The organism is Streptomyces bottropensis ATCC 25435 (assembly GCF_000383595.1).
In the GTDB taxonomy this organism is placed as follows: Bacteria; Actinomycetota; Actinomycetes; order Streptomycetales; family Streptomycetaceae; genus Streptomyces; species Streptomyces bottropensis.
This window is the reverse complement of the sequence record NZ_KB911581.1, coordinates 8,943,593-8,955,726: the sequence shown is the minus strand read 5'-3', so window position 1 is coordinate 8,955,726 and position 12,134 is coordinate 8,943,593. Positions and strand designations below refer to the sequence as shown.

The 12,134-nt window shown below is 67.1% G+C and carries 14 protein-coding genes; 9 read left to right on the top strand and 5 right to left on the bottom strand.

All coding sequences use genetic code 11. From position 1 onward, the window contains the following. The first annotated feature begins 171 nt into the window (after window positions 1-171). From rpmH to STRBO_RS0139700, 9 genes are all read left to right on the top strand, one after another. Window positions 172-309: a 50S ribosomal protein L34 gene (rpmH, locus tag STRBO_RS0139740; RefSeq protein ID WP_005482975.1), complete on the top strand. Its 138-nt coding sequence runs from the start codon at window positions 172-174 to the stop codon at window positions 307-309. 21 nt (window positions 310-330) lie between these two features. Next, window positions 331-702 carry a ribonuclease P protein component gene (rnpA, locus tag STRBO_RS42550; protein WP_078531538.1) on the top strand — a complete coding sequence of 124 codons (372 nt, stop codon included), beginning with the start codon at window positions 331-333 and terminating at the stop codon, window positions 700-702. Next, window positions 699-1,052 (top strand): membrane protein insertion efficiency factor YidD, encoded by a 354-nt coding sequence (gene yidD / locus STRBO_RS0139730; RefSeq protein WP_005482973.1) that lies wholly within the window; start codon window positions 699-701, stop codon window positions 1,050-1,052. The genes rnpA and yidD overlap by 4 nt, the downstream gene beginning before the upstream one ends. Before the next feature lie 3 nt (window positions 1,053-1,055). Further along, complete coding sequence (gene yidC, locus STRBO_RS0139725) at window positions 1,056-2,336, top strand: membrane protein insertase YidC (RefSeq protein ID WP_005482971.1); 1,281 nt, start codon at window positions 1,056-1,058, stop codon at window positions 2,334-2,336. A 15-nt stretch (window positions 2,337-2,351) separates the two neighbouring features. Continuing rightward, window positions 2,352-2,864, top strand: coding sequence for a Jag family protein (locus STRBO_RS0139720; protein ID WP_005482969.1), 513 nt, complete (start codon window positions 2,352-2,354; stop codon window positions 2,862-2,864). Between the two features lie 113 nt (window positions 2,865-2,977). After that, entirely contained in the window at window positions 2,978-3,694 is a 717-nt protein-coding gene (gene rsmG, locus STRBO_RS0139715) for a 16S rRNA (guanine(527)-N(7))-methyltransferase RsmG (RefSeq protein WP_005482967.1), read from the top strand. Between the two features lie 288 nt (window positions 3,695-3,982). Then, on the top strand, window positions 3,983-5,056 hold the full coding sequence (locus STRBO_RS0139710) for a ParA family protein (RefSeq protein WP_078531570.1): 1,074 nt from the start codon (window positions 3,983-3,985) through the stop codon (window positions 5,054-5,056). Then, window positions 5,053-6,150, top strand: coding sequence for a ParB/RepB/Spo0J family partition protein (locus STRBO_RS0139705; protein WP_028797120.1), 1,098 nt, complete (start codon window positions 5,053-5,055; stop codon window positions 6,148-6,150). The genes STRBO_RS0139710 and STRBO_RS0139705 overlap by 4 nt, the downstream gene beginning before the upstream one ends. Window positions 6,151-6,475: 325 nt before the next feature. Beyond that, window positions 6,476-7,093 carry a GNAT family N-acetyltransferase gene (locus STRBO_RS0139700; RefSeq protein WP_005482963.1) on the top strand — a complete coding sequence of 206 codons (618 nt, stop codon included), beginning with the start codon at window positions 6,476-6,478 and terminating at the stop codon, window positions 7,091-7,093. 52 nt (window positions 7,094-7,145) lie between these two features. Here STRBO_RS0139700 and trxA read toward each other — a convergent pair whose 3' ends face one another. The 5 genes from trxA to STRBO_RS0139675 form a co-directional block, all read right to left on the bottom strand. Then, a complete protein-coding gene (trxA, locus tag STRBO_RS0139695; RefSeq protein ID WP_005482961.1) occupies window positions 7,146-7,478 on the bottom strand; it encodes a thioredoxin in 333 nt (110 codons plus the stop codon). Window positions 7,479-7,519: 41 nt separating this feature from the next. Then, window positions 7,520-8,491, bottom strand: coding sequence for a thioredoxin-disulfide reductase (gene trxB / locus STRBO_RS0139690; RefSeq protein WP_005482960.1), 972 nt, complete (start codon window positions 8,489-8,491; stop codon window positions 7,520-7,522). Between the two features lie 175 nt (window positions 8,492-8,666). Beyond that, window positions 8,667-9,575 carry an anti-sigma factor family protein gene (locus STRBO_RS0139685; RefSeq protein ID WP_005482958.1) on the bottom strand — a complete coding sequence of 303 codons (909 nt, stop codon included), beginning with the start codon at window positions 9,573-9,575 and terminating at the stop codon, window positions 8,667-8,669. Then, window positions 9,572-10,282: an RNA polymerase sigma factor SigM gene (gene sigM / locus STRBO_RS0139680; protein WP_005482956.1), complete on the bottom strand. Its 711-nt coding sequence runs from the start codon at window positions 10,280-10,282 to the stop codon at window positions 9,572-9,574. Before sigM ends, STRBO_RS0139685 begins: the two co-directional genes overlap by 4 nt. A 24-nt stretch (window positions 10,283-10,306) precedes the next feature. Continuing rightward, entirely contained in the window at window positions 10,307-12,034 is a 1,728-nt protein-coding gene (locus STRBO_RS0139675) for a protein kinase family protein (protein WP_005482955.1), read from the bottom strand. Window positions 12,035-12,134: the final 100 nt, after the last annotated feature.

Genomic DNA, 12,134 nt, shown 5'->3' with positions numbered 1-12,134 from the left:
CCGTAACCAGGTCGAGTTGTCGATGGCTGCTGCCGCCTGCCTCCGATGGGCACAGATCGCGTCAGGTGATCGGACAGCGGTGCACTCGGGCGTTTATACGAGCTACTCGTGGGCGCACGGTGACAGCCAGGACGGCACCCGCCAACACCGATTTCTTTCTGGAGCCCCCGAGTGAGCAAGCGCACCTTCCAGCCGAACAACCGTCGTCGCGCCAAGACCCACGGCTTCCGCCTGCGGATGCGTACCCGTGCCGGTCGCGCGATTCTCGCGAACCGTCGCAGCAAGGGTCGCGCCAGCCTGTCCGCCTGATCCCGATCAGGTCATGACGTCGTGCTGCCTACCGAGCATCGGCTGAGGCGGCGCGAGGACTTCGCGACCGCGGTACGACGAGGACGCCGGGCCGGCCGCCCGCTCCTCGTCGTTCACCTACGTAGCGGTGCCACGGACCCGCACGCGCCTGGGGAGAGCGCTCCCCCGACGCGTGCGGGTTTCGTCGTGAGCAAAGCCGTCGGTGGCTCGGTCGTCCGTAACAAGGTGAAGCGCAGACTTCGCCATCTGATGCGCGATCGAGTCGCCCTGTTGCCCCCCGGTAGCCTGGTAGTAGTACGAGCGCTGCCCGGAGCGGGTGACGCCGACCACGTACAACTGGCCCAAGACCTGGATGCCGCCCTGGGGCGGCTGCTGGGAGGGGGCGCGCGATGAAGTACCCGCTGCTGGCGCTGATCAAGCTGTACCAGTGGACGATCAGTCCACTGCTCGGGCCGGTGTGCAAGTACTACCCGTCGTGCTCCCACTACGGCTACACGGCCATCGACCGGCACGGTGCGATCAAGGGAACGGCACTCACCGCCTGGCGCATCCTGCGGTGCAATCCGTGGTCGCTCGGCGGTGTGGACCACGTCCCGCCGCGCAAGCGTCCGCGGTGGCACGAGATGGTGCGTGGCACGTGGCGCGCACGCAAGGGCGGGTCCTCCGCCGCCGAACCGGCCACCGAAGGGCACGTCCCTTCGAGCCCGGCCGCCGAGAGCCCGTCCCATGCCCAAGGAGCATGATTAGTGGACACGATTGCCAGTCTCTTCAGCTTCATCACGACACCTGTCTCCTGGGTCATCGTCCAGTTCCACAAGGTGTACGGCGCCCTCTTCGGCGACGACACCGGGTGGGCCTGGGGCCTGTCCATCGTGTCCCTGGTGATCCTGATCCGTATCTGCCTGATCCCGCTCTTCGTGAAGCAGATCAAGGCGACCCGGGCGATGCAGACGCTGCAGCCCGAGATGAAGAAGATCCAGGAGCGTTACAAGAACGACAAGCAGCGTCAGTCCGAAGAGATGATGAAGCTGTACAAGGAGACGGGCACCAACCCACTCTCCTCGTGCCTTCCCATCCTGGCGCAGTCCCCGTTCTTCTTCGCGCTGTACCACGTGCTCAACAGCATCGCGAACAACGACACCATCGGTTCGATCAACCAGAACCTGCTGGACAGCGCGCAGAAGGCGCACATCTTCGGTGCCCCGCTGGCCGCGAAGTTCACCGACAGCTCCGCGGACGTCGCCGCACTCGACGCTTCGCTGGTCACGGTCCGCATCGTGACCGCGGTCATGATCGTTCTGATGTCGGGATCGCAGTTCTACACGCAGCGCCAGTTGATGACGAAGAACGTCGACACCACGGTGAAGACGCCGTTCATGCAGCAGCAGAAGATGCTGATGTACGTCTTCCCGGTCATGTTCGCCGTCTTCGGCATCAACTTCCCGGTTGGTGTCCTCGTCTACTGGCTGACCACCAACGTGTGGACCATGGGCCAGCAGATGTACGTCATCCATAACAACCCGACCCCGGGTTCCAAGGCGCAGGCCGCCTACCTGGAGCGCCTCTTCAAGCACGTCACGCGGCACGGCAAGACGCGCAACCGCCGCGAGCGCGCCATCGTCAAGGCCATCGTCGCCAAGGGCCGCGATCGCAACGAGCACGAGCGGAAGTTCATCACCGGCCTCGGCAAGGAGGGCCTCGCGGCCCAGACCGACGGCACCGTGGTCAAGAGTGAGGTCTCCGCCGTGGCCACGGCCGAGGACGGTACGCCCACGCCTGGCACGCCCAAGCGCCAGCAGCCCAAGCGTCAGAGCAAGGCCCAGCGTCAGTCCGGCGGTGCGAAGAGCATCGACGACGACGAGCAGACCGAGCCCACCTCGCTGAGCAAGTCCGACCAGCCGGAGGACGCCAAGCCGGCTGCTGCTGCCAAGAAGGCCGCGCCCAAGCCCGGCACCGGTGGTCGCAGCAAGGCCCAGTCCGGTCAGCGCAAGGGCCAGCAGCGCCCCAAGTCCCCGTCCAAGAAGTAAGAAGGAGTTCCTCCCGTGACGGAAGGCACCACCTCCACCGCCTCCGAGGGTGGCGACACCCTGACCCGCCTGGAGCAAGAGGGCGAGATCGCGGCGGACTACCTGGAAGGTCTGCTGGACATCGCAGACCTCGACGGCGACATCGACATGGACGTCGAGGCCGACCGTGCCTCTGTCTCGATCATCAGCGACTCCGGCGGCCGCGACCTGAACAAGCTCGTCGGCCGGGAGGGCGAGGTGCTCGAGGCGCTTCAGGAGCTCACGCGCCTGGCCGTGCACCGCGAGACCGGTGACCGTAGCCGTCTGATGCTGGACATCGCGGGCTACCGCGCCCAGAAGCGCGCCGAGCTCTCCGAGCTGGGCGCCAAGGCGGCGGCCGAGGCCAGGAGCACCGGCGAGCCCGTCAAGCTGAAGCCGATGACCCCGTTCGAGCGCAAGGTCGTCCACGACGCGGTCAAGTCGGCGGGCCTGCGCAGCGAGTCCGAGGGCGAGGAGCCGCAGCGCTTCGTCGTCGTGCTGCCCGCCTGATTCGGTACGTACGTTTTCGGCCCCGTCTGCCCGCAGGCGGGGCCGAACTTTGTCAGCCTGTTGTTCTGATGTCAGCGCCCAGTGCGCTCTTGCGGTACGGAAGGACGGTCCCCGTGACGGAGTCAGCGGAGCTCCCCCCTGCGCCCGAGCAGGCACGCGACGTATTCGGTGATCGCTACGCGGACGCGGTCCGGTACGCCGAGCTCCTGGCCGAGGCGGGCGTGCAGCGAGGGCTCATCGGCCCGCGCGAGGTGCCCCGCCTGTGGGAGAGGCATCTACTGAACTGCGCGGTGCTCTCCGAGGTCGTGCCCGAGGGGGTCACGGTGTGCGATGTCGGGTCCGGTGCCGGACTGCCCGGCATTCCGCTGGCCCTCGTCCGGGAGGACCTGAAGATCACGCTGCTGGAGCCACTGCTGCGGCGCACGAACTTTCTGACCGAGGTTGTCGAGCTCTTGGGCCTCGACCATGTGACCGTCGTCCGCGGCCGAGCCGAAGAGGTCCTCGGGACCTTGCAGCCGGTCCATGTGGTGACTGCCCGGGCCGTGGCCCCATTGGACCGATTGGCCGCCTGGGGCATTCCGCTGCTGCGTCCGTACGGAGAGATGCTCGCCCTCAAGGGCGATACCGCGGAGGAGGAGCTCAAGAGCGCTGCCTCGGCCCTGAGCAAGCTCGGCGCGGCGGAGACCTCGGTCCTCCACGTGGGCGAGGGCGTGGTCGATCCTCTGTCCACGGTGGTCCGGGTGAAGGTCGGGGAGAGCCCGGGGGGCGTGCGCTTCGCCGCGAAGAGGGCCAAGGCGGCCCGGACAGGGCGTGCCCGCCGACGCCGCTAGCTGCGGGTCCAGGACGTTCGCTGATCCGTCCTGACGACGCTCGTACTCCACACAAGCTGCCAAACCTACGCGTCTCGGAGTGTCGCGCGAGCGCGGCCTGTGCTGCTGGGCATCGTGTTTCACGTGAAACGTCGCTCACTGCTGCACGGCATCATCAGTCGGGGCCGCGCTGCGGCCGAACCGCGCGACCGGAAGCCTCTCGGGTCACTCGGAGGGGTAACGGAGTTTTCCACAGAGGTGGAAATCTCCACAGAAGACCAGGCCTCACTGGTTCACGACCCCGAAGGCATGGGAGGCTCTGTTCATTGCGAGCCTGAAGTCGAGGAGAGTGAATCCTTGCGGTCCGACGCCAACATCGCGGGACCGATGACCGATCCGGTCCCCGGTCCCCGTACCGAGTCGATGGGGGAAGATGTTTCACGTGAAACACCGCCCCCGATGGACGACACTCCCATCGGTCGTGCCGCCCAGCTGGCGGTAGAGGCTCTGGGCCGGGCCGGCGAAGGCCTGCCTCGGCCCGAGCAGACCAGAGTCATGGTCGTCGCCAACCAGAAGGGTGGCGTCGGCAAGACCACGACGACCGTCAACCTTGCCGCTTCACTGGCTCTGCACGGGGCCCGCGTTCTGGTGATCGACCTCGACCCCCAGGGCAACGCGTCGACCGCGCTGGGGATCGACCATCACGCCGAGGTGCCCTCCATCTACGACGTGCTGATCGACAGCAAGCCTCTGGCAGAAGTCGTCCAGCCCGTTCCCGACGTAGAGGGCCTCTTCTGCGCTCCCGCCACGATCGATCTCGCCGGTGCTGAGATCGAGCTGGTCTCCCTCGTAGCACGGGAAAGTCGACTGCAACGAGCGATTCAGGCGTACGAGCAGCCGCTGGACTACATCCTCATCGACTGCCCTCCCTCGCTCGGCCTCCTGACGGTGAACGCGATGGTCGCCGGCCAGGAGGTGCTCATCCCGATCCAGTGCGAGTACTACGCGCTGGAGGGCCTTGGTCAGCTGCTCCGCAATGTCGACCTGGTACGGGGGCACCTCAACCCCATCCTTCATGTGTCGACCATCCTGCTCACCATGTACGACGGCCGGACGCGTCTGGCCTCCCAGGTCGCCGACGAGGTGCGCACTCACTTCGGTGAGGAGGTGCTGCGGACGAGCATTCCCCGCTCGGTCCGTATCTCCGAGGCGCCGAGCTATGGGCAGACGGTGCTGACCTACGATCCAGGATCGAGTGGTGCCCTCTCCTATCTTGAGGCGGCACGAGAAATCGCACTGAGGGGCGTGGGCGTGGGGTACGACCCGACGCACGCTCATATCGGTGCTCAGAACAATCCGAATGTGGTGGAGGGCGTCCAGTGAGTGATCGACGGAGGGGGTTGGGCCGTGGCCTCGCCGCACTGATCCCAGCGGCTGCGACAGGAGAGAAGGAAGCTCCAGCAGCGGGAGCGTCCCCATCCACGCCATCGGCGGTGCCATCCGTCTTCAGCCCGGAGCGTGGGGTGGGAGCCTCGAAGGTGGCAACACTCCCGCCTGTTTCACGTGAAACAGAGGAACTGTCGCCGATCGGCACGGCGGAACTGCCTGCCGCACCCGTCGGCGCCTACTTCGCCGAGCTGCCTCTCGACTCCATCACTCCGAACCCGCGTCAGCCGCGCGAGGTCTTCGACGAGGATCTTCTCCAGGAACTCGTCACCTCCATCAAGGAGGTCGGTCTTCTCCAGCCCATTGTCGTTCGGCAGGTGGGCCCGGCCCGCTACGAGCTGATCATGGGTGAGCGGCGCTGGCGAGCCTGCCATGAGGCCGATCTGGAAGCGATCCCGGCGATCGTGCGGGCGACGGACGACGAGAAGCTGCTTCTGGACGCGCTTCTGGAGAACCTTCACCGTGCCCAGCTGAACCCGCTGGAAGAGGCATTCGCCTACGACCAGTTGCTCAAGGATTTCAACTGCACGCACGACCAGCTGGCGGACCGTATCGGTCGGTCCCGCCCTCAGGTCTCCAACACACTGCGTCTGCTGAAGCTCTCGCCGGCGGTCCAGCGTCGGGTGGCCGCCGGTGTTCTCTCCGCGGGGCACGCTCGGGCGCTGCTGTCCGTCGAGGACTCGGAGGAGCAGGACAAGCTGGCTCACCGGATCGTGGCCGAGGGACTCTCGGTCCGAGCGGTGGAAGAGATCGTCACCCTGATGGGGTTGCATCCGAAGGCCTCGACGCGGTCCAAGGGCCCTCGTGCCGGCTCCGTGCCCTCTCCGGCGCTGGGCGAGCTCGCCACCCGGCTTTCCGATCGGTTCGAGACCCGGGTGAAGATCGATCTGGGCCAGAAGAAGGGCAAGATCACTGTCGAGTTCGCGTCCACGGAAGACCTCGAGCGCATTCTGAGCACGCTGGCCCCGGGCGAGAAGCTCGCACTCCAGAAGAGCCTGCTGGACGACGACTCGGAGGAGACGGAGGCCTGAGCCTTCTGAGGAATGGGCTGACTTCCGGCCCGTCGACCGCCTGAGCGGGCTGTGTCCGATGTATACCGGACACAGCCCGCTCTTTGCTTTGAGGCGGTATCAAGGCAATCGCATCGTGGATACGATGCGATTCGGTAGAGCGCATCGACCTGGCGGGTCTTCTTGGGAGAGGCGGGGCCATGCGAACCGTGAGCCGTTCCGGACTGGTGACGGCAGGCCTGGGACTGGGGGCCGTCGGCGGATTCATCGGCAGTCTCCTCAGGGAGCGGAGCGCTCTGACAGCCGCCCGCGAGGCTGCGGGCGAAGGAAGCGAGGAACAGCCTTCATGGGGCGTCGGCTCGTACCGCTCACGTTGGACAACCTTCAGGACATTCCCAAGCGCTGTCGTTCGTGTGTCTTCTGGGAGCTCGACCCAGTCAGTGGCGAGGCCGCGGTAAGAGCGGGTACGCCCGCTCTGGAGAAAGAGGCGTGGATCTCCGCCGTCCTGCTGGACTGGGGGTCCTGCGGCCGGGTCGTCTACGTGGACGAGATCCCGGTGGGGTACGTGCTGTACGCGCCTCCTGCTTATGTGCCCCGAGCCCTGGCGTTCCCTACAAGTCCGGTGTCCCCCGACGCGGTTCAGTTGATGACCGCCTTCATCACCCAGGGCTATCAGCGCCAAGGGCTGGGCCGTGTGATGGTTCAGACGGTGGCCAAGGACCTTCTGCGGCGGGGCTTCAAAGCCATAGAGGCTTTTGGGGACGCCCGTTGGAAGGAGCCGGCGTGTGTCCTCCCCGCCGACCATCTGACGGCTGTGGGCTTCAAGACCGTGCGCCCCCATCCCACGTACCCGAGGCTGCGGTTGGAGCTGCGGACGACGCTCTCCTGGAAGGAAGACGTCGAGCTGGCACTGGACCGTCTTCTGGGGGCCGTGCAGAAGGAGCCCGCGCTGCGACCGCTCTAAAGCGAAGAGGCCAACCCGAGCGGGTTGGCCTCTTCATGTTTCACGTGAAACATCACTCGGCGATGAAGTCCTCAAGGTCACGCACGATCGCGGCCTTCGGCTTGGCACCGACGATGGTCTTGGCGACCTCGCCGGCCTGGTAGACGTTCAGCGTCGGGATCGACATGACGCCGTACTTGGCAGCCGTGGCCGGGTTCTCGTCGATGTTGAGCTTGACGATCTCGATCTTGTCGCCGTACTCCTGGGCGATCGCTTCGAGAGACGGCGCGATCTGGCGGCACGGACCGCACCAGGCGGCCCAGAAGTCCACCAGGACGGGCTTGTCGTTCTTGAGGACGTCCTGCTCGAAGGAGTCGTCGGTCACGTTCTTCAGAGTGCCGGCCACTGAGGGCTCCTAACTGGTTGGTGCGGTGGGGCGGACGGGGGTCAGACGGTGGTCTTCTCGGGCTCCGCGGCCTGGTCCCCGTCGGCCAGGGCGGCGAGATACCGCTCGGCGTCGAGGGCGGCGGAGCAGCCGGTGCCGGCTGCGGTGATCGCCTGCCGGTACGTGTGGTCGACGACATCACCGGCGCCGAAGACACCGGTCAGGTTCGTCCGGGTCGACGGAGCGGCCACCTTCAGATAACCCTCGTCGTCCAGGTCGAGCTGACCCTTGAAGAGTTCCGTGCGCGGGTCGTGGCCGATCGCGATGAACAGGCCCGTGGCCGGCAGCTCCGAGGTCTCGCCCGTCTTGAGATTGCGCAGCTTCAGCCCGGCGAGCTTCTGGTCGCCCTGGATCTCGGCGACCTCGCTGTCCCACACAAAGGAGATCTTCGGGTCGGCGAACGCGCGATCCTGCATCGCCTTGGAGGCGCGCAGCGTGTCCCGACGGTGGACGATGGTCACGGACTTGGCGAAGCGCGAGAGGAAGGTCGCCTCCTCCATCGCCGTGTCTCCGCCGCCGATCACAGCGATGTCCTGGTCCTTGAAGAAGAACCCGTCACAGGTGGCACACCAGGAGACACCGCGGCCGGAGAGCGCGTCCTCGTTGGGCAGCCCGAGCTTGCGGTGCTGGGAGCCCGTGGTGACGATGACGGCCTTGGCGCGGTGCACTGTGCCTGCCGTGTCCGTGACGGTCTTGATCTCGCCGCTCAGGTCCACGGCGACGATGTCGTCCGGAATGAGCTCGGCACCGAATCGCTCGGCCTGGCCACGCATGTTGTCCATGAGGTCGGGACCCATGATGCCGTCCCGGAAGCCGGGGAAGTTCTCCACCTCGGTGGTGTTCATCAGCGCGCCGCCCGCGGTGACGGCGCCTTCGAACACCAGCGGCTTCAGCGACGCGCGCGCGGTGTAGAGCGCCGCCGTGTAGCCGGCGGGCCCGGAGCCGATGATGATCACGTTACGGACGTCGCTCACGGCTTGATTCCTCGTCTCTGGAGACTGCTGGGTAATGCCGGCGGGAGCTGCTCTCGAAACTCTCACCCCACCCAACGGATCCTAAGGGGCGCGCATTCCCGGTGTGTCCGGGCACACGGAGACGGCACACAGCCGCAGAGGGATGCAAGGCATACCACAGCGCGAGAGACAGTCCTCAGGAGCGAGCGTAGGACTGCTTCAGGAGAACGTCCCCGGCGGGATCCGAAGCCCTGTCCAAGCAGGAGGCGTCGACGACATAAGCGGTGACGTGCGAGTCGTCGGAGCGGTCGGGCAGCAGCACGAGGTAGGCGTCGGCTCCCCGGTAGGTACCGGGCTCGGAAGCGATCGCCCCCGTGACATCGCCGATGCCCTTCGCGATACAGACCGGGACCTCGGCCTTGAAGACGGTGTTTCTGCTCTTGTCCGGCGTCGTCGCGGTGCCGAAGGCCTCCTGGCCGGGCGAGTTCTCGGTCTTGGTCTCGCCCAAGAGCTCTTGGACACGCTTCTCCAGCTTGACGCCGGAGAAGTTCGAGGGAGCCGCGGTCGCAGCTTGGCGCGTAGGACCATCACTCTCGCCGCCCGACTGGACGAGGACCGTGCCGAAGCCCAGAGCCGCGATCGCGAAGACAGCACCGATGACCGTCGTACGACGCTTGGGGCGCCGCTTGCTCATACGGCCTGGGCCGGTGGACGCGCGTGGACGACCGACAGGGCGATCCACCGTCGGCGATGTTTCACGTGAAACATGCGTGGTGGCCTCCTCCCCCCGGGCGGTGTGCGAGATGTCGGCTGCGGCGGGCTCCGCGCTGGTCTCCCGCTCAGGCGCCGCGGCGTTCAGAAGAGCCTCGGCTGCCAGGGCCGCATCGATCCGCCCTGCCACGTCGTCGGGCATGCGGGGTGGTCCTGGCAGGGTGCCGAGCAGACTGCGGATCTCTTCCAGGGAGGCATACACATCGGCGCAGAGCGGGCACTCGCCCAGATGCTGCCGGACATGCGTGGTGCGGGACGGAGAGAGAAGACCTTCGCTGAGGTCGGAGATCTCCTCGACGTCGGGGTGTCCGGCCGTGTCCGTCGTGGATGTCACGCTCGCCCACCTCCGCCCTTCACAGCAGCTGAATCGCTTGGCCCTGCATCATGTGGTCCCGCTGCGGGTGGGACGGATGTCCCCTGCGCCCGGTTCCTTCCACGCCCCGACTTTTTGCCGCTGCTCTCACCATCCGTACGCAGATGGGTCAGCAGCGGCAGGAGTCTGGCTCTGCCACGGGCACAACGGCTCTTCACGGTGCCGGTCGGTACGTCGAGAATTCGCGCGGCCTCGGCCACCGGATAGCCCTGCATGTCGACCAGGACGAGCGCCGCCCGCTGATCCTGCGGCAGGGTGCCGAGGGCCTCCAGCAGCTGGCGGTGCAGATCGTTGCGCTCGGCGGGAGCGGAAGCCGACTCGTGCGGCTCCAGCAGCTGCTCCAGCCGCTCGGTGTCGTCGACGGGCGACGTTTTGCGAGAGGCCGTCTTGCGGGCGCGGTCCAGGCAGGCATTCACCGTGATGCGGTGCAGCCAGGTCGTGACGGCAGCCTGGCCACGGAAGGTGTGGGCGGCCCGGTAGGCGGACACCAGCGCGTCCTGGACGGCGTCGGCGGCCTCCTCACGATCTCCGAGCGTCCGCAGGGCCACCGCCCACAGCCGGTCCCGGTGTCGCCGTACAAGCTCACTGAAGGCGTCGGGGTCGCCCCCCACGTGCCGAGCCAGGAGATCCTGATCGCTTACCTCGCTGTGATCAGCGCTGGGCGCCATCGGACCCCCTCTCTCGGTGAGCTCTCAGCCCGTGAACTTCACGTCGGTGATCGCCTGCTTGTAGCCGGCGCCACTGAACTGGTCACGGTTCGCGTAGGGCACATCCGTGAGCCACACGAGAACGTACCGGGTCTTCACCGGCTTCTTGGCGGAGATCTTCAGGTCGGTGCCACTCGTCCTGTTCGTGGCGATCTTCGTCATGGAGCTGAGGGGCGCGGACGACGACAGGGAGTCGGCCCCGTACAGCGTGGCCGTGGTGTGGTCGCCCGTGTAGTACAGCCCTATTGAGGCAGCCGACACCTCCGTGGCCGAGCCCAGGTCGTAGACGATGCCGACGCCCTGCTTGAACGGCGCCAATGTGGGGCCGTCGGTGTAGGAGTACGTCCGCCAGTACGTCGACGAGCTGTTGTCGTACGTCAGCCTCGCGTCGTTGGCGTGCTGCGGCTTGCCGTCCGGGTAGTACTCCGCGGCGTCCTTGATGCCGAGTGCCGTGACGGGCTTGGCCTTGTCCGTGCCCTTGTCGTTGCCGTCGGCCGACTGGCTGGTGTCCGGCTCGCTGGACTGGCCCCTGCTGTTCATGAGCGCGTCGGCGAGCTGCCAGCTGCCGAGACCGAGCGCGGCGATCAGCAGCGCCGAGACAGCCCACTTGAGGGCTTTGCCGGTTCGGCTCTGCAGCGGCGGCGGCGGGGTCTGGACCGGCTGGGTGAGACCCGGATGCGGTGCCTGACGGCCGTACGTCCCCTGCTGGTACGTGGTGTGCTGGTAGTCGGGCGGCGCGGTGAACGCGGGCTCCGGCGGGCGGATGCGCGGCATCTCCCCGACAGCCTTCACCAGCTCCTCCGGCGTCGTGCATGGAGTCTCATGGCGGGAAGCGGTGGCGCCGTCGTTGACGAGCGCGCGCATGGAAAGCTCCGACAGGCCCCTGTGGACGCCCGCACGGACCTGGTCGGGTGCGATGAGCCCGACGCCCTTGGGGAGCCCTGAGAGGCCGTGTGCGTCGTTCTCGTACGGCCAGCGCTGAGTGAGGGCCGCGTAGAGCAGCGCGCCGATCGCCTCCGTGTCCGCCCTCTGGGGGGTCTCCGAACCGATTCCGCGCAACGCCGCGTTCACCGCGAGACCGCGGATGCGCCACTGCCCGGAGGCGGAACGCAGCACGGCGCTCGGGTTCAGCCGTAGATGCGCGAGGCCCTCACGGTGCGCGGCGGCCATGGCGTGGGAGACCTGCGTGACCATCTGGTATGCGTCGTGCGGCTCCAGGGGGCCGGAGGCCAACAGCGCCGTCAGCTCCGTGGCGTCGGGCAGCCATTCGTGCACCACGTACACGAGGTCGTTCTCCTCGACGGCGTCGAGTACCTGGACGAAGCGGGGGTCCCCCAGCAACGCCGAGGACCGGGCCGCCGCCAGCACGGAACGAGCGCGCGCGTGGTCGGCGGGCAGGACATGCACTCCGACCGCGCGACGCAGTTTCTCATCCACGGCACGCCAACTGCTGAAACCGTCCAGACGGGTGACGCACTCTTCGAGGCGGTAGCGCCTGGCGAGTTTGTGGCCGCTGTGCAGTTCGGGCGGTGTCGTCTGCGAAGGGCTCTCGGTATCGCCGCTCCCCTGTGCCTCTTCGCTCGCCGAGCTCTCCGTGTCCCGCTCCCGGTTCTGGGCCTCCCCGTCGGCCGTGGACTGGTCCGCTTGCGCGGTCAGCGGCTTGTCGCCGCTGTTGTCTGCCACGTCGACGGCAGCCGTGCTCCGTTCCGCCACCGTCGTTCCTGCCTCCCCATCCGTTGAGCGCTCTGACACGCCGAAGCCAATTGTGCCCACAGTCCGCCGCTATGAGCGACACGCGGCGGCGGACGATGGT